The sequence below is a fragment of the Tsuneonella deserti genome (assembly GCF_014644315.1).
GTDB lineage: Bacteria > Pseudomonadota > Alphaproteobacteria > Sphingomonadales > Sphingomonadaceae > Tsuneonella > Tsuneonella deserti.
This window is the reverse complement of the sequence record NZ_BMKL01000001.1, coordinates 466810-483581: the sequence shown is the minus strand read 5'-3', so window position 1 is coordinate 483581 and position 16772 is coordinate 466810. Positions and strand designations below refer to the sequence as shown.

The following is a 16772-nucleotide window of genomic DNA, read 5'->3' as shown; positions in this document are numbered from 1 at the left end:
CTCGACACGTCAGGACGACAAGCTTTAGCAGCGGCCGATGGACTTTGACGACCTGCTCTGCCGGTACTTTGGCACATCCGACCTGCTCGCCGTGTCGCCGGCTGCCCGCGAGGCAGGAGTGGACCGCCTGCGGGTAGACCTGGGCCTGGAACCGGACCGGGGCAGGCGCTTCGCGCTGTGGTCGCTTCTCTACATGATGGGCGATGCGCCCGAACTGGCCGTGGTCTTCAAGGAGGAGGTTGACCGCGAGGCTGCTCGCAACTTCATGGACCTGGTCGACGCTTCGCACTCGTAACGGACATCCCAACACCAAGCGCGGGAGCGTCGAACCGACACGCGCGTTGGGTTCAGGCGGACGGGCCGCTGGAGAACGAGATGTCATCGAAACACCGAGGAATCTACGCGTCCACCGAAGGCGGCGGCGTCCAATTGGCGGCGGGAAACGACCGCTGGCAGCTACATGACGATTACGTCCACCTCGCCCCCGATGCACGTGGCCCGCTCGTCCGCTTCGAGGCCGAGCTGAAACCTTTCGTCGACAGCACGCAGCGCGGCGCCCTGGTGATCATCGACATGCAGAACGATTTCTGCTCGCCCGGCGGCTGGACCGACAGTTCGGGACTGGATTTCAAGCGCTGCCGGGAGGCGATCCCGGGGGTAAAGCGGGCGATCGAAGCCGCCCGCAAGCACGGGATGTGGGTGGTCTGGGTTTACTGGCACAACCGGCCCGACCTGCGGAACCTGGGGGCGCCGACGCTGTACGCGTTCAAGCATGAGACCGAACAGGCCGGGATCGGCGAAAACCTCGCCAACGGACCCGTGCTCACCCGCGGTTCATGGGGCGCATCGATGGTCGATGAGCTCAAGCCCCTGATGGACGAGGACGACGTTTACATCGAGAAGGTGCGAATGAGCGGCTTTTACGGGACGCACCTGGACCAGGTCCTGCGCACCCAGGGCATCAACACGCTGTTTTTTTCCGGAGTGAACATCGATCAGTGCGTCAGCACCACGATGGAGGATGCCTGCTTCCGCGACTACAACGCCGTGCTTTTGAAGGATGCCTGCGCGACTTCGAGCCCCGATTACTGCCGTCAGGCAATCGAATTCAATGCGAAGAACTGCTGGGGGTTCGCGATGACAACGGCCGACTTCGCCAACCCTCGGCCGCATCGGGCAGACTGAACGAACCGGCGGCCTCGACCGCGAGGCATCTGTCCGCGGGTGCAAAGAAAAAGAGCAGGCAGCGCCGCCGGCACCGCCTGCTCCCTTTTTCATTCTACCGCTGATTAGAAGCGGAAGTTGGCACCAGCCTTGAAAGTCCGGCCGACCAGGCCGGGGATGTGCCACGAGGCCAGGTAGTTCGGCTGCGAGGTATAGAGCACGTTCGCGTAAAGCGGCGCCCGCGCGTTCGTGACGTTGCCGACCATCAGGTAGAAGCTGAAGTCGTCGTTCACTTCGAACGTCGCATTCAGATCTGTGTAAACGAAGCTCTTGATCTTGCAGAAGCTGTTCCCACCGGCTGAATCCTTGTAGAGCGTCGCGTCGCACGACGTGTCCAGGTTGCCCTGGTCCGTCGCGATGCCCTTCATGGCGCCGACGTAGTACGTCGTCGCGGTCAGCGAGAAATCCCCGAAGTCGAGGGTGTTCTGCCAGTTGCCGCGCCACCTGGGGGTGCCACCACCGGACGAGAGGTCCGCCGGACCGACCGAGCCAGTGAACTTCTGCACTTCCCCGGTGTCGAGGTGACGGTCGAACTTCAGCGTTTCCTGAAGGTCGAGGCGGCTCTGCCAACGAATTCCGTCGGTGACCGGCACGTCCGCGTTGGCCGTGAACTGGAGGCCCGAGACGACGTCGTAGTTCGCATTGACGTACGGTGCGTTCAGAACCAGCAGGCGCGGCAGCGCGTTGAGGGCGAAGGGATCGGCGCCATCGATGACGTTGCACGAGTAGCCCGGAGCGACCGCAGCGACCGCGGCGCAACCAGCCGCCGACGCGGCAGCAGCCGAGGCGAACGTCTGGCCCGACACCGAATAGTACGCGTCGATCGCCTTGCCCGAGAGCGGCCCGGTCACGATCAGGTTCGACTTCTTCACGTAGAAGTAGTCCGCGGTGAAGGTGAACCAGCGCGTCGGCTCGAACACGGCCCCGAGCGAATAGCTGCGGGCGGTTTCAGGCTCGATGTCCGGGTTGCCGACATAGCCGCGGCCGATCGAGTAGTTCGCGTAGTAGGCGGCGTTGGCAGCGTGCGCAGCCTTGAACGCAGCGTTGTTGCCGGGATTGAAACCGACAAAGCCCGAGAACGAGCTGAGCGGGTTCGATTCGGCAAATGTCGGCGCCCGGAAGCCCTCCGAGTACGAGCCGCGGAAGGAAACCGCCCGGATCGGCTGATACTTGAAGCTGACCTTGGGCGAGAAGTGGCTGAAGCCTTCCGAATAGTGGTCGTAGCGGCCCGATCCGGTGACTTCCAGGTTCTCCAGGATTGGCGCGTTCACTTCGAAGAACCCTGCCCAGACGTCGCGGTCGCCGTATGCTTGCGCGGTCGAGAGACCCGGCACGTCGAGGTTCGGATTGGCGCTACGGTTGGTCAGCTTCTCCTTCCGATACTGACCGCCGACGGCCAGCTGCACAGGACCGCCCGGAAGCTCGAACAGAGCGTGGCTGATCGAACCGTCGACCGTGAACTCGCTCGAGTTGGACAGCGACGTGATCGGCGGAAGCACCGAATCGCGGACCGCCTGCGAGTTCTGGCTGGGATCGCGGAAGTTGTACGATCCCGTGTTGATCGCCTTGATCAGCCCGTTCAGGTTGGCGAACCCGGTCTGGGTCAGGTTGAGGTTGTCGCGCGAGTATGCCGCGTCGAGACGCCAGTCCCAGCTATCCGCGATCGAGCCGCGAAGCCCGCCAGTGATGCGGTACAGTTCGTTGATGCGGACCGAGCCCGCCTTCACGTCGCCGAACGCATAGTAGATGCGCGCGGCGCCGTGTGCCGGATCATTGGCGTAAGCGGCCGCATAGGGGTTGTTGGGGTTGAGCTGGCGGTCGGCCGCGGTCGCACAGTTGACGCCTGACGAGCAGATGTACACGGGCAGCACGATGCCCGGATTGCTGGTCGAGGTGCTCGGCGAACCGCCGAACGCCTGGTTCTGCCGGATGCCGCGCGGAAGCAGCGTGATGTCCACCTTGTTGTGGGAATAGCTGCCTTCGAGATAGCCCTCGATCGTGTCCGAGACGCGATAGCTGAACCGGGCGACGCCCGCATACCGTTCCTGCGGAGGCAGGATCTGGACGTATTCCTTGGTGAGGTCGTGCGCGCACGCCGTTCCAACGCGAGCCGAAGTGTTCTCCGAGAACGTCCCGAACGGGCAATTCGCCAACGGCGTGAGCGAGGTGAAAATGGCGGGCGTGGTCGCGTTTGCGACAGTGCCTGCCAGCGGGTTGTTGAGGTCCGTCTGGGTCACGCGGGTGACGACGGCATTTGTGGTCGGGGTGGTAAGGGTATCGTCGGCGCGGTTGTTGTCCCGGCCGCCGATCGAGCTCAGGTCGAGCGTGTTGAACGGGAAACCGCGCGAGTCCGCGGTGATCTTGCCGTTCTCTTCGTATTCGCCGCCGACGTAGAAGTTCCAGCCCTGGCCTTCGTAGTCGCCGATGCCGCCGAGCAGGCGCACGCGGTACTTGTGACCGTCGCCCTTCTCGGTCACGCCGCCCTCGGCGCCGCCTTCGATCCCGTTGAACTGCCGGCGCGTGATGATGTTGACGACGCCGCCGATCGCGTCCGCGCCGTAAAGAGACGAAGCGCCATCCTTCAGCACTTCGATCCGCTCGACGTTGACCTGCGGAATGCTGTTCAGGTCCGCGTAGGAGTTGTGACCATCGTCGCTGAGCGGGTAATTGGCCGAGCGGAGGCCGTTTACCAGCAAGAGGGTCGACGACACGCCGAGGTTGCGAAGCGAAACGGCCGAACCGCCAGCCGAGAAGCCGCTGGTGAAGCCGATGCCGATCGATCCCGCGCCGTCGGCAGCGGCCTGACGGACGGCGTCGGCAGTGTTGGTGATGCCCGCGCGCTGCAGCGATTCATCGGTAATGACGGTAACAGGAAGCGCGGTCTCGACGTTCCCACGGCGCAGCAAGGTGCCGGTGACCACGATCTCCGGCTCTTCGGCGGTCTGGGTGGTGGCGTCCGGAACATTGGAATCCTGCGCCAGCACGGGCGAAGCGACGGCAGCGAGAGCGATCATGGCGGCGCCGGTCAGCAGCCGCGGTGCTAATGTTTGATTTGTCATAGTTTCCTCCGCGCCGGGGTCGCGCGCGCAGCGATGACGGCCAAATTGACCGCCCCCTCCCCTCAATGGGCGCGCTTTTCTTCCCAAACGGACTTTCCGTAAAGATGGAGCACGCAAAATTGAAGCTTAGTTGCGCGGTCGCCACACCTAGCGAAAGTTAGTCACCCTTTCTGTTACAATGGTCCTGCCATGTCGCTGGCGCGCCAACTATCCGAAAGGGTCTTCACCTCTCTAGCTTCGCTCGAGACGGGACTGGATCGATTAGGTGACCCGGCTTTTTCTGGCGCCGCGGGCGAGTTCAAGTGGGCAAATGGCGCACTCGAAGTGTTGAGCGACTGACGTCAGCGATATGCGAGGGTGGTGCGCGACGCAGTCCTGAGCGAACCGGTCTCTTCCCTGTTTTCCCTGCTTTACAGGGAATTTACAGGGAAAACACGATTTTTGAGGCCGCTTCGACGGCATTCGAGGCCTTGGAAACGGCGGAATTCCGCCATTTCCTGAGGCAATTTCCCTGCGCGTAGAACAGGGAATTTCGAGCACCCAATCAGGGAACTGTCTCTGGGGTAACAGCGAATCGCATCGCTCGGAACAGCGAACCAGCGCTTGGTCTTTGGGAAGGGGCGATCGAAGCGAATCATCGCCGGCCTGGCGCCAAGATCAGGCGCAGCTGTGTCAGCGTCGTGCCTCAGCGAGGCGCTGTCAGCCACAAAAATGCGATTGACCGTGCTTTTTGTACGGTGTATGTTCCCCTTCTGGTCTAGTTATATCTCGCTTCCTGTGCTCGTGGAAACTGGCGCGCTTTGCTGCGCGCGGGGTTCGCACAGGGGGCACTGATGACGGGACTTACACAGGCAATTGTCGAGCGGGCGATCACCTCGCTCCGTCCGTACGCGCGCAATGCGCGGACGCATTCGAAGAAGCAGGTGAAGCAGATCGCCGCGTCGATCGAGCGATTCGGGTTCACCAACCCGGTGCTCGTGTCGGACGAGGGCGAGATCATTGCCGGCCATGGCAGGGTTGAAGCGACCAGGCTGCTCGGGCGTAGGACCGTGCCCACCATCGCGCTCTCGCATCTCTCCGAGACCGAGCGGCGCGCCTACGTGCTGGCCGACAACAAGCTGGCGCTCAATGCCGGATGGGACAAGGAGATCCTCGCGATCGAGCTCCAGGCGCTGGTCGATCTCGAGTTCGATGTCGAGCTCACCGGGTTCAGCCTCGCCGAGGTCGACTTCGTGATCGAGGAAGCCGGGGAGGCGGATCCCGATGGCCGCGATGCGGCCGACGATGCGGTCGTCATCGCCAGCGGTCCCGCGGTCTCGCGCCGCGGCGACCTCTGGCACCTCGGACGACACAGGTTGCTCTGCGGCGATGCAAAGAGCGCGGTCGACTTCGAGGCGTTGATGGGCGGCGACGAGGCTGACCTCGTGTTCACCGATCCGCCGTACAACGTGAAGATCGACGGCAACGTCTGCGGTCTCGGCACGGTCAAACACCGCGAGTTCGCCTTTGCTTCGGGCGAGATGAGCCGGACGCAGTTCACCGGGTTCCTCTCTGAGACTCTCGGCAACATCGCCTCGGTCATGCGCGACGGGGCTATCGCCTACGTCTGCATGGACTGGCGCCACATGGGCGAGCTGCTCGCCGCCGGCGAGGAAGCCTTCACCGAGTTCAAGAACCTCGTCGTGTGGAACAAGACCAACGGCGGGATGGGCGCGTTCTACCGTTCAAAGCATGAGCTCGTCTTCGTGTTCAAGCAGGGAACGGCCGAGCACACCAACAGCTTCGGCCTCGGCCAGACCGGGCGCTACCGCACTAACGTGTGGGATTACGCCGGGATCAGTTCGATCGGCGCCAACCGCTCGGACGAGCTGGCGATGCATCCGACCGTAAAGCCGGTCGCGCTTATCGCTGACGCCATCCGCGACTGCTCGAAGCGCGGCGAGATCGTGCTCGATGCGTTCGGTGGGTCGGGCAGTACGCTGATCGCGGCCGAGAAGACCGGGCGCTCGGCGCGCCTGATCGAGTACGACCCGCTCTATTGCGACACCATCGTCAGGCGCTGGGAAGCCTACACCGGCAAGCGCGCCACACTAACCGTGACGGGAGAGACCTTCGAAGCCGTGACCGAGGCCCGCCTTGGTCCTGACCTCGGCCGCGAGGCCGCCTGATGGCGAGCAAGGCAATCGCCGCGGACGAAGGCGACGAGCGAGACGGCAAGCCGGCGGGCAATAGCAAACTGCCGGTCCCGTACGATGTCGGGTACGGCAAGCCCCCTACCCAGCACCGGTTCCAGAAGGGCAGGTCGGGTAATCCCGGTGGTCGCCCGCGGGGAGCGAAGAACAGGCCCAAGCCATACGATCCGGCGACCAAGCCGACCGACAGCCTCATTCTCGAGGAAGCTTATCGCCCGGTGACGATCAGGGAGGGCGACAGGGTCATCGAGCTGCCCGCCATCCAGGCGGCGATGCGTTCGCTGGCGATCTCGGCCATGAAGGGAAGTCGCCTGTCGCAGCGCGCGCTTGCGGAACTGGTGCGCGAGGTCGAGGGGCGGCGCGCGAACGACCACTACAGTGCGCTCGAGAACGCTTTCGAATACAAGCAGCGCTGGACCGACGAACTCGAGCGTCGTCGCAGGCTCGGCATTGACAGATCCCATTCCGCACCCCGAGGACGTCATCATCGACATGCGTACCGGCCACGTACGCACCGAAGGCCCGATGGACGAGCGGGAGAAACGGTCGTGGGATGAGCGCATTGCCCGGCGTGACGAGGCCCAGGCAGAGGTGAACTCGTTCGCCGAGAGGTATCGGCGATCGCGCTCAGATGAACACAAGGCGCGCTGCCTCGAGGAATGGCACTTCGAACAGCGCATCTTCGACATCATCAACGACAGCTTCCCGCCGCGATACAAGGCAAAACTCCAGAACCGCTCGTACCGGGAGGGCGCCTCGCGCGAGGGCAAGACCCTCGAGGCGTTCATCCAGGACCGGAAGCGGTCCAAGGGCAAAAGGAAGTGGGGGGATTACGTCGACGACTGAGCTCTATGAGGTCCGCTTCGCGCCCTCATTTCCCGCCATTCGAGCCGCCTCTACCGCCTCGCAAAAGCAGTCGAGGTACGCAACATCGCGGCGCCCCTCTATCGTGGCCGAGCCTATTGCGTCGAGCACTACGTTGACGAAGTCGATGGCGCGGGTGAGACTGCCACGGTCCGATGAAACACTCGATCGACTATCCGCTCGCAAGCCGGCCCATAATGGGCTTCGCTGACGAGTACCCGGCGGGAATGCTCGACCCGCCGCACAGCCACCCGCGATCCCAGCTCACCTACTGTACCGCGGGTGTCATGCTGGTGGTCATTTCCAATGCGGTGTTCATGCTTCCCCCACGGCGGGCGATCTGGATACCCGCGGGAACCGAGCACGAGGTGCGTTGCCGCGGCCCGGTGTCGTCCCACACTCTCTATATCGATCCCGCACTCGATCGCTCGGCGCAGGCGGCGCGGGTGATCGAGGTGTCCGATCTCGTGCGCGCGCTGATCATGGAGGTCGGTGGATTCGAGCCGGACTATGATCTCGACGGGCGGGAAGGTGAAATCGCGCGCCTGCTGTTATCCGAAGTCCGCCGCATGCCCGCCACGCCAACAGATATGCCGATGCCGCAGGATGCACGCCTCATGCGCGTCTGCCACGCGCTGATCGAGGATCCCACCGACGACCGCGACCTCGACGAATGGGCATCGCTCGCGGCGATGGGCCGTCGCACGTTCACTCGGGCTTTTCGGCGGGAAACGGGCGCGGGCCTCGCGACCTGGCGCCAGCGTATGCGGTTGATGACTTCGATCCCCAAACTTGAGGCCGGCCAGTCGGTGACCACAGTAGCCTACGATGTCGGCTACGAGAGCGCGAGCGCCTTCACCGCCACGTTCCACCGGGTGTTCGGCCTCGCGCCCAGTGCGTTCATCGCGCGTCCGCGTGAGGAGCGGGAGGACTGAACCAGAACTCCGGCGGGGGCGCGGCGACCGGCCAGACTTGGGCGAGGTCGTCGCCCGCATAAAGCCGCCCGTTCTTCATCACCCAGGCGATGGCGCGGGTGTTGGCGATGTCGAGCCGGGGGTCCTTGTCGAGCACCACCAGGTCGGCCACCTTGCCGGGCTCCAGCGAGCCGAGGTCGGCATCGCGGCCGATTGTGCGCGCGCCTTGGATCGTGGCGGCCTCGAGAACCTCCACCGGAGTCCAGCCGCCCATCTGGTGGGCCTCCATCTCCCAGTGCGTGCCCAGCCCCGGAACCTCGCCGTGCGCACCGATCGAGACTAGGCCGCCTGCGCGCTTTACGGCCAGCGCGCTGGCGGCGATGCGGGGGAACAGATAACCCGAAGGATCGCGCCACTCCCGCTGCCAGAACTTCTGGTCGCGAAACCACGGCGGGGCGAAGCGGGCGTACTTCGGGTCATCATGAGGCGCATCGCGGGCGATGAAGAAATCCTGCGCAGGGTAACCGCCGTGCGTGATTTGTAGCGTCAGGTCGTAGCTGGTGCCGCTCCGCGCCAGGAGCTGGACCATGTCGTCGTGCAGAACCGGCGGCGGGATCGCGTGCTCGTTGCCCGAATATCCATCGAGAATGTGACTTAGGTCGAGCTTGGCGGCGAGCGCGCCCTCGGTCGTCGGCTGGATGCCTAGCGTGAGCGCGCTCTGCGCGATCCATTCGCGCACCCGGCGGTTGCCCGAGCGGTACATCTTGACGTTGCTCAGCCGGTAACGGTCGCGGTAGCGGCGCAGCACGGCATCGACCTGCTCGGGCGAGCGGAAGTCGTTGAACGCGAAGATCGCGGTGCCCGTCGAGAAGATGCGCGAACCGGTCGTCAGGCCTGCGTCGAGCGCATCCTGGTAAGCGAGCATGTCGATCGTCAGTGTCGAGGGATCGAATGCGGTCGTCACTCCATAGGCCAGATTGGCCGCCGGGCCCCACGCTGCGAAATCGAGTACATCGCGGCGGATGTCGGCGACGTGATCGTGTACGTCGACGAGGCCCGGGATGACGAAGCTGCCGGAGACGTCGCGGACGGACGTGCCCTCCGGCACCGCCAGCGATCCGCGCGGACCGATCGCCGCGATGCGGTTGCCGTCCACAAGCAGGTCGGCGTCTTCCATGGCACCCGCCGGACCCATGCTCAGCACTGTCGCGCCGCGCAGCAGCAGGTGACCCGCCGGCATGTCGCGCGGAGCGGTCACTACCGCCTCGACGGAAGAGACTCCTCCGCCCGCCAGCTCGCGCCGCGCGAGAGTCGAGCCCACCGACCAGAACATCTCCCGGCCGTCGGCGCTCCAGCCGAAGTAGTCGGCACCGACGTCAGTCAGCTTCTCATGTCCCGCTCCGCCGTCCGACAGGTCTACCGGAGCGGCATCATTGGGCAGGCTGACGAGAAACAGTTGCTGCGCGATTTGGGCCAGAGCGTGGCGACCATCCGGGCTGACGCGCAAGTCGTCGGCTTGGGCCGAACCTTCGGCGAAATACCAGTTCGGTCCGACAACGCTGGCGATGCGCGCGTCGTCGTCCGCGCGATGGACCCCGTCGGACCGGTTGATCAACAGCGTATCATCGCCAAGGAAATGCGGCGTGCCTCCCATTAATCCTCGCGAAAGCACCGCCCCGCTCTTGAGGGAGACCAGTTCGGCATCGCGGATCTGGCCGAATTCCACATAATGCGCGCGCCGCTCTGCACTCGGCGAGCGGACTACGATCACGCTCCCGTCGGGCGCATAGACCGGGTGGGTGTAGAATGCGTCGCGCTCGGTCAGCCGGCTGGGCTTTCCTGCCCCGATCCTCGTTTCCCAGACATGGCCGCCTGCCGGACCGGTCCAGGTTACGAACAGCAGCCGCTTCGAATCTGCGGACCAGGCGGGATGGAATTGCGGCGGCAGGTCTGGCGCGATGGCGGTCGGCGGTCCGCCAGCGGCCGGCATCGTGTACACTTTGCCCAGCGCAGAAAAGGCGAACGTGCGGCCATCGGGCGACAATGCCGGAGCCTGCACTATCCGTGCGCGGACGGGCCCGGTCTCCACCCGCACCGGCGCGCGCGTGAGCGGACCGAGCTGTTGTTCGACCTTCGCGGTGAACGGAATCTCGATGATCGCTCCGTCCGCGAGTTTGAAGCGCGCAAGCTTGCCGGCGCGCGCGAAGATCAACGATCCATCATCGGGCGCGAAAGCGACATGCGGCGCAACGTCGCTCCAGTACGAAGCTTGCAACGAATCCGGGTCGAGTTCTGTAAGGTCCCGCTCTTCGCCGCTGCCAAGGTTGCGCAGCCGCAACCACGTCTTGCCGACCCGCCGCTGGACGTAAGCGAGCAGATGTCCATCGTGCGACAGCGCCGGGCGAAAGGCGCTCGACTGGACCTTGCCGAGCCGGATATCGCCCACGGCGCTGACCACGGTCTCGCTCGCGCCGCCGCCTGCCGGCATGCGCGCGATACGCCATTCGACCGGCTCGGCGAGGTCGAGGTCGCCCTCGCGAGCCGCAAAGTAGATCCACTGGCCGTCGGCCGTGGCGACCGCACCCAGCGCGTGCCGGAGCGGTCCGTCCGCCCCGTCAGGGCGATTGGCCACGACTACCTCGCCCGCGCCGCCTTCTACCCGGTACCGCCACAGCTCATAGGCATTGCGGTCGGGGCGGTAGCGGGAGACGAGCAGAGTCCGTCCGTCCGCGCTCCACGCAGGTGAAGCGAAGATCGGGTCGTCGTCGCGCAAGGTCACCTGCCGCGCCTCCGAACCGTCGGGCCGCATGACCCACAGGTTCTCCGCCCCGGATCGGTCGGACAGAAAGGCGATCCAGCGGCCATCAGGCGAAAAGGCCGGCTGGGTATCGACCGCCAGGCCGCGGGTGATGGCCTTCGCCTCGCCGCCGCTGGCATCGAGTAAATAGATATCGCCCAAAATCGCGAACACGATCGTGCGGCCGTCGGGCGCGATGTCTGGCTGAAGGCCGGTGACTTCCTCGACCGTGAACTCGGCAGTGCGCGCCGGCACGAGGGGCAGCGTCTGGCTCGGCCGCGCGGGCGGCGTGGGCGGGAGTCCGGATGGGGCGGGCTCCAGTGGAGTGGGCTGATCGCTGACCCGGGCCGGCGGCGCGGTCTCATTGGGGGGCGGCGTTTGCGCCGAAGCGGTTCCGGCAAGGGCCAGTGCAAGCAAAGGGCCGGCAACCGATTGCCTCAGTCGCCGGCCCTTCTTCACCATTCCCTCGTGCACCTTCAGAACTTGAAAGTCGCGGTTCCGATCACCTGCCGACCCGAGCCGAACGAGCAGTTGTTGGGCCCGGCGCAGCGCCCGACGTAACGCTTGTCGAACACATTGGAGCCGTTGATCGCGAAACGCCACTCCGGCGTATCGTAGTGCAGGATCGCATCGAACAGCGTTGCGCTGTCGCTGAAGTAGACGACCGGGTTGAACGGTCCCGGCAGGCTGCCGGCACTCTTGCTGACGTGACGAACGCCCGCACCGAAGCCGAAGCCGGCGAATCCGCCACGCTGGAAGGTGTAGTCGGCGAACAGCGAAGCCTTGTGCTTGGGAGTGACAGGTAGCGGCGAGCCGATCTCGACAGCGATCTCACTCGCGGTGACCTCGCTGTCGTTGTACGAATACGAGCCGTTGATCGCGAGCTGGTTGCGGATGCGCGCGACGAACTCGATCTCCCCGCCCTGTACCTCGACTTCGCCGCTCTGCGTCGAGCCGATCGGTGGCGCGGTGACCGGGCCGTACGAAGCACTCGTCACGTTCTTCTGCTTGATCTTGAACAGCGCCGCCGTGGCGAGCAGGTCGACGTCGGGACCGAGGCCGCGTCCGTCGTATTTGATACCGCCTTCGAATTGTTCGCCCGATGTCGGACGGAACGGGTCGCCAGCAGCGTCGACGCCGAGAGTGGGCTCGAAGGAGGTGGCGTAAGACACATAGGGCACCAGGCCGAACTCGGTCACGTAGCTCGCGCCGGCGCGCCAGGTAAACTTGTGCTGGTCGGAGTTGGCGCCGAAAGACACGAGGTCGACCCAGTCGTACCTGCCCGACAGCAGGAGCCTGAACCCGCCGATCGCCATCTGGTCCTGCAGATAGGCGCCGGTCTGGTTCAGATTCTGGTCTGCGAAGGCGATGTCGGCTGCCGGCCGGGGGAACGGCTGCCCGACATTGTAAACCGGGTGGTAGATGTCGATCGTGCCGCCCGCGCCGAACAGGAATCCGAAGAATGCCTTATTGTCGGCACTCCGGTGGTCGATGCCCGCCAGCACGTTGTGCTCGATCGCGCCGGTGCCGAACTTGCCCGCAACCCGCCCGTCGATGGCGAACGATTTCACGTCCTCGGCATACGGGAAAATCGACCGCGTGATGGTCCGGTTGTCGGCGTTGAGAAAGGAGTTGAAAATCACGTCCTGCGCTTCGGAATAGTCCGACCAGCGCGCGTTGATGGTGGCGTTCCAGCTACCCGCGAAATCGTGCGCCAACTCGAAGCCTGCGCCCCACTGGGTACGCTCGTAGCGGTTGTAGTCGGGCTCACCCAGGTTCACGTCCCGACGGATCGGGCCGTTGGGATTGGGCAGGAGCGTCCCCTGCACCGGCAGGAAACCGTTGGTGTCGCCGTTGACCTCGTCATACTGGTAATATGCAAGGCCGGTTAGCCGCGTATCTGGACCGAGATGGATCGTGGCCGCCGGAGCCGCATATATGCGCCGGGCGTGGACGAAATCGCGCTCGGCATCGCGGTCGCGGATCATCACCGTGCCGCGCAGGTCGAGCCAGTCCGTCGCAGCCCCGGTGGCGGTCATGCCGAGTTGCTTGTAGTCGTCCTCGCCGTACTTGAGCGACACCTCGCCGCCGAAGTCGCTCGAAGGACGCCGGCTGGTCTGGTTGTAGATGCCTCCCGGCGGTGCGCTGCCATAGAGCACAGAAGCCGGGCCCTTGAGGATGTCGAGGCTCTCGAAAGCGTACAGATCGAGCCCGTTCGAGAAGATCGTGGAGGTGACCGGGGTCGCTAGTCCGTCGACGAACTGCTTGGGGGGGAAACCGCGCACCTGGATGAAATCGAACCTCAGGTCGGCGCCGTAGTTCTCGCCCGTGGCGCCAGCAACATAGCGCACGGCTTGCTGGGCATCGGTGAAGCTGAGAAGATCGATCTGGTCCCGGCTTACGACGCTTACCGACTGCGGCGTTTCGACCAGCGGGATGTCGCTCTTGGTCGCGGTGGAGGCGCCCTGCGGGACATAGTTCTTGGCAGTGACGACGATCACGCGGTCGCCGGACTCGTTGGTTGTCGCGACCGTCTCCACCCCCTCGCCGGTGCTTGGATCGGCTACCCCTGTATCTTGCGCGAACGCCGGGGAGCCGGCGAACAGCATCGACGAAGCGATCGCTGCAAGTGTCGTGCTCGAGCGAAGTGTGGAGAAACTGCGCATGGTAAGCCCCCTAAGCCTGCTGCCCTAAGTATTCGGAGATACCCTACCTTCGCGCACGATGTTTGCGAGTTAGGGCCGAACATCATTCCGAATCGGCCACAGGGGCGGCTTATTCACCCCGGCCGCGTATTCGCACGGACTGTATGCTATTGCGAGCCAATTGCAATAGCATACAGTGTCCCTTACGCGATGGTGAATGGCCCGCCGTGCGATGACGGGTGAGCCAGTCGCCGCTACATCGGTACTCGGGATAGAGGTACGATAATGTTACGTGGCGTCCTGCTGCAAGTTCACAGGTATACCGGGTTGGTCACGCTTACCTTCCTGGCCGTCGCATCGATCACCGGCTGCATCCTCGTGTTCCGCGGGCCGATCGACCACGCCCTCAACCGCGACCTGTTCGACGCGCCAACTTCTGCGGTCTCGGCGGAAGCGAGCGTTGCAGCAGTCACCCGCTGGTCAGCGGCGCATCCCACTCTCCAGGCCCTAAGCTTCCCGCTGCACCCTGGGGAGCGCCGCGCGATCCAGGTGTCTGTCGCGCCGAAGGCCGGCCAGCCCACCCCGGGCTTCGACGAAGTTTTTATCGACCCCGTTACCGGCGCCACGATCGGCGCGCGCACCACCGAGCCGGGGATTGGGCGACGGCACTTTGTCAAGGGCGTGGCAGACCTTCACTTCGATCTCGTCGCGGGCATCCCTGGCCGCTGGTTCCTCGGGGTCGTTGCGCTTGGCTGGCTCCTGTCCTCGCTGGCAGGCTTCTACCTGACCCTGCCCGAGCGGAAGCCGTTCTGGGGCAATTGGAAGCGGACCTGGCAATTCCGCCGGTCGAGCCCGATGCCGCGCCTGCTGCTCGACCTGCACCGCTCGACAGCGCTTTGGCTGTTCCCATTGATCCTGCTGCTCGCCGCAACCTCGGCGGCTATGAACTTCTTCGGGGAGGCCTACGCGCCCACGGTCACCAAGCTCTGGCCGCTCAAGCACGACCTGTTCGACAATGATCCTCCGGAGCGGGAACCGGCCGAACCGCGGCTGGGATTCGCACAAGGCCTGCAAGCCGCGCGCGCCCACGCCGGGCGCACCGGCCTCGCATGGCAGCCCGCCACGATGCTCTACCTGCCGGACTGGAACTTCTACGGGGTCAAGTTCTCGCCCGATGGGGTGCTCGACTATTCGAACCTCGGTCCCGTCGACTATTACGTCGATGCCGACACCGGCGCCTATCGCCATCAGGTTGATCCCTACAACGACAGCATGGGACTGAAGGCGATCCGGGTAATCTACCCGCTGCACAGCGGCGAGATCTTCGGCGTGACCACGATCGCGCTGGTGTTCGTCCTCGGCCTGGTCACGCTGCTGCAAGCGCTGACCGGACTCTACATCTGGTGGAAAAAGCGCAAGTCTCGGGTCGCGGCCCGGCGCGCGAAGCAACGAAAGGTCACGGCGTGAACGGGAATGACATCGACCCGCAGGTTCGCGAGTTCGTCCGCCGCGTAGGCGCGGGCTACATGGAAGTGCTCGGCGCTGGAGACTTCGACCTCGCGCAGCGGCGCGCGGCCGCAGAAGTGGTGCGGGCCCCATGGCGCGAGGGCGGGCCCACGATGGCAGCGACCGAGGAGCGGCACATCGGTGCGTCCGGCGTGCGGGTTCGGATACATCGTCCGGTTCAGGATACTATGCTGCCGGCCTTGGTTTACCTGCACGGCGGCGGCTGGACGACTTTCAGCCTCGACACTCATGACCGGCTTATGCGTGAATACGCGGGTCGTGCGGGATGCGCGGTTGTAGGGATCGACTACAGCCTCTCACCAGAGGCCCGCTTCCCGCTGGCACTCGACGAGATCGCCGAAGTGCTCGGCTGGCTCGCGAGCGAGGGGAACGAGGCGGGGCTCGATAGGGATCGGCTGGCGATCGGCGGGGACAGCGCGGGTGCCAATCTCTCGATCTCGAGCATGATCCGCGCGCGCGACCGCGGCGAGCCGATGGTGCGGGGAATATTGCTCAATTACGGCGCATTCGACGAGGAGCAGCGCGACAGTCACGCAAGATTTTCGCACGAAGCATACATGCTCGACCCGGCCGAGATGGACGCGTTCTGGCGCAACTACCGCGGCGAGGATCGCTCACCGGACCCCCTCGCACGCCCCTTACTCGCGGACTTGACCGGATTGCCGCCAACTTTCTTGTGCATCGCAGAGTGCGACATTCTGTCTGACGAAAACCGAGAGATGGCGCGCCGCCTGGCAGCCGCCGGTGTGGACGTGACATCGGAGATCTACCCCGGCGCCACTCACAGCTTTCTCGAGGCGGTCAGCATCTCGGAACTTGCCGACCGCGCACTGGGAGACGCGTCAGCTTGGCTGAAGGCTGTTCTGGCTCCGTGAGCGATCCGTTTTCCACCTTACCCGACGACCGACTGGATGCCCTGATCGGCCAGAACCCGATATGCTGGATCGTTCCACACGCCGCGCCAGACGCGGCGATACTGATGCCGGTGGTTCTGGAACGTGAAGTTCGTACCGTTTCACTCCTGGGCCACCTGCCGCGGCGTGCGCCTGCCACAGATGTGCTAGGGCTTGAGCCGGCGGCGAGCTTTCTCTTTCTTGGGCCGAATGCATACGTTTCGCCTGCGATGGCGGGCAGGCGCGATTGGGCTCCTACTTGGAATTTCGCCTCGGCAAAGCTGACGGGCCCCGTGGCCCTCGACGATGCATTGACCCGGCCCAGCGTTGAGGCCGTCGTCGCGCATATGGAAGGCAGGGCCGGTTGGCGCATTGAAGAGCTCGGACCGCGGGCGGACGATCTGATTGCGCAAATCATCGGGTTTCGCGCAGTCGCGTGTGATACCTCGCTTCGCCTGAAATTGGGGCAGGATGAAAAGCCGGATGACTTTGCAAGCATCGCGAAAGCGCTGGAGGGGACTAACTTAGGCGAATGGATGACCCGGTACGGACGAGACTATTGATTTGTTGGCCACGGAACTGGAAGTCCTTGGGCTTGCTTTTTGGCTTCAAAATCTCGTGTCTGGCGCTTGCGAACTGATCGACGCTCCTTGTTAG

Annotated in this window: 12 protein-coding genes; 9 read left to right on the top strand and 3 right to left on the bottom strand. The window is 64.5% G+C overall.

Annotated elements, in window-relative coordinates; genetic code table 11:
- The first annotated feature begins 37 nt into the window (after positions 1-37).
- Both IEW58_RS02140 and IEW58_RS02135 read left to right on the top strand, forming a co-directional pair.
- Positions 38-295 (top strand): hypothetical protein, encoded by a 258-nt coding sequence (locus tag IEW58_RS02140; RefSeq protein ID WP_188643612.1) that lies wholly within the window; start codon positions 38-40, stop codon positions 293-295.
- A gap of 80 nt (positions 296-375) precedes the next feature.
- Positions 376-1185 carry a cysteine hydrolase family protein gene (locus tag IEW58_RS02135; protein ID WP_188643611.1) on the top strand — a complete coding sequence of 270 codons (810 nt, stop codon included), beginning with the start codon at positions 376-378 and terminating at the stop codon, positions 1183-1185.
- A gap of 104 nt (positions 1186-1289) precedes the next feature.
- Here the strand turns inward: IEW58_RS02135 and IEW58_RS02130 are convergent, their stop codons facing one another.
- On the bottom strand, positions 1290-4283 hold the full coding sequence (locus tag IEW58_RS02130; protein WP_188643610.1) for a TonB-dependent receptor: 2994 nt from the start codon (positions 4281-4283) through the stop codon (positions 1290-1292).
- Between the two features lie 833 nt (positions 4284-5116).
- On the opposite strand from IEW58_RS02130, the gene IEW58_RS02125 reads away from it, so the two are divergent.
- The 4 genes from IEW58_RS02125 to IEW58_RS02110 all read left to right on the top strand — a co-directional run bounded on the left by IEW58_RS02125 (position 5117) and on the right by IEW58_RS02110 (position 8274).
- Entirely contained in the window at positions 5117-6451 is a 1335-nt protein-coding gene (locus IEW58_RS02125) for a site-specific DNA-methyltransferase (protein ID WP_188643609.1), read from the top strand.
- Entirely contained in the window at positions 6451-7032 is a 582-nt protein-coding gene (locus IEW58_RS02120; protein ID WP_188643608.1) for a DUF5681 domain-containing protein, read from the top strand. The genes IEW58_RS02125 and IEW58_RS02120 overlap by 1 nt, the downstream gene beginning before the upstream one ends.
- Complete coding sequence (locus tag IEW58_RS02115; RefSeq protein WP_188643607.1) at positions 7001-7321, top strand: hypothetical protein; 321 nt, start codon at positions 7001-7003, stop codon at positions 7319-7321. Before IEW58_RS02120 ends, IEW58_RS02115 begins: the two co-directional genes overlap by 32 nt.
- A gap of 173 nt (positions 7322-7494) precedes the next feature.
- Positions 7495-8274: an AraC family transcriptional regulator gene (locus tag IEW58_RS02110; protein WP_188643606.1), complete on the top strand. Its 780-nt coding sequence runs from the start codon at positions 7495-7497 to the stop codon at positions 8272-8274.
- Here IEW58_RS02110 and IEW58_RS02105 read toward each other — a convergent pair.
- Entirely contained in the window at positions 8240-11512 is a 3273-nt protein-coding gene (locus IEW58_RS02105; RefSeq protein WP_188643605.1) for an amidohydrolase family protein, read from the bottom strand. The two genes, IEW58_RS02110 and IEW58_RS02105, sit on opposite strands and share 35 nt — an antisense overlap.
- A gap of 14 nt (positions 11513-11526) precedes the next feature.
- Positions 11527-13716, bottom strand: a complete 2190-nt coding sequence (locus IEW58_RS02100; protein ID WP_229658395.1) for a TonB-dependent siderophore receptor — start codon at positions 13714-13716, stop codon at positions 11527-11529.
- A gap of 264 nt (positions 13717-13980) precedes the next feature.
- Here IEW58_RS02100 and IEW58_RS02095 point away from each other — a divergent pair, with 264 nt between their 5' ends.
- From IEW58_RS02095 to IEW58_RS02085, 3 genes are read left to right on the top strand one after another with little or no spacing between them, the layout of a single operon-like run.
- Complete coding sequence (locus tag IEW58_RS02095) at positions 13981-15162, top strand: PepSY-associated TM helix domain-containing protein (RefSeq protein WP_188643604.1); 1182 nt, start codon at positions 13981-13983, stop codon at positions 15160-15162.
- Positions 15159-16097, top strand: coding sequence for an alpha/beta hydrolase (locus IEW58_RS02090; protein WP_229658394.1), 939 nt, complete (start codon positions 15159-15161; stop codon positions 16095-16097). Before IEW58_RS02095 ends, IEW58_RS02090 begins: the two co-directional genes overlap by 4 nt.
- Positions 16094-16678 carry an FMN-binding negative transcriptional regulator gene (locus IEW58_RS02085; protein WP_188643603.1) on the top strand — a complete coding sequence of 195 codons (585 nt, stop codon included), beginning with the start codon at positions 16094-16096 and terminating at the stop codon, positions 16676-16678. The genes IEW58_RS02090 and IEW58_RS02085 overlap by 4 nt, the downstream gene beginning before the upstream one ends.
- Positions 16679-16772: the final 94 nt, after the last annotated feature.

Excerpts from the sequence above, each read along its gene's own strand:
- IEW58_RS02135 (WP_188643611.1), top strand. The coding sequence starts at position 376 with ATGTCATCGAAACACCGAGGAATCTACGCGTCCACCGAAGGCGGCGGC.
- IEW58_RS02095 (WP_188643604.1), top strand. The coding sequence starts at position 13,981 with ATGTTACGTGGCGTCCTGCTGCAAGTTCACAGGTATACCGGGTTGGTC.
- IEW58_RS02130 (WP_188643610.1), bottom strand. The coding sequence starts at position 4,283 with ATGACAAATCAAACATTAGCACCGCGGCTGCTGACCGGCGCCGCCATG.
- IEW58_RS02110 (WP_188643606.1), top strand. The coding sequence starts at position 7,495 with ATGAAACACTCGATCGACTATCCGCTCGCAAGCCGGCCCATAATGGGC.
- IEW58_RS02140 (WP_188643612.1), top strand. The coding sequence starts at position 38 with ATGGACTTTGACGACCTGCTCTGCCGGTACTTTGGCACATCCGACCTG.
- IEW58_RS02125 (WP_188643609.1), top strand. The coding sequence starts at position 5,117 with ATGACGGGACTTACACAGGCAATTGTCGAGCGGGCGATCACCTCGCTC.
- IEW58_RS02120 (WP_188643608.1), top strand. The coding sequence starts at position 6,451 with ATGGCGAGCAAGGCAATCGCCGCGGACGAAGGCGACGAGCGAGACGGC.
- IEW58_RS02115 (WP_188643607.1), top strand. The coding sequence starts at position 7,001 with ATGGACGAGCGGGAGAAACGGTCGTGGGATGAGCGCATTGCCCGGCGT.
- IEW58_RS02105 (WP_188643605.1), bottom strand. The coding sequence starts at position 11,512 with ATGGTGAAGAAGGGCCGGCGACTGAGGCAATCGGTTGCCGGCCCTTTG.
- IEW58_RS02100 (WP_229658395.1), bottom strand. The coding sequence starts at position 13,716 with ATGCGCAGTTTCTCCACACTTCGCTCGAGCACGACACTTGCAGCGATC.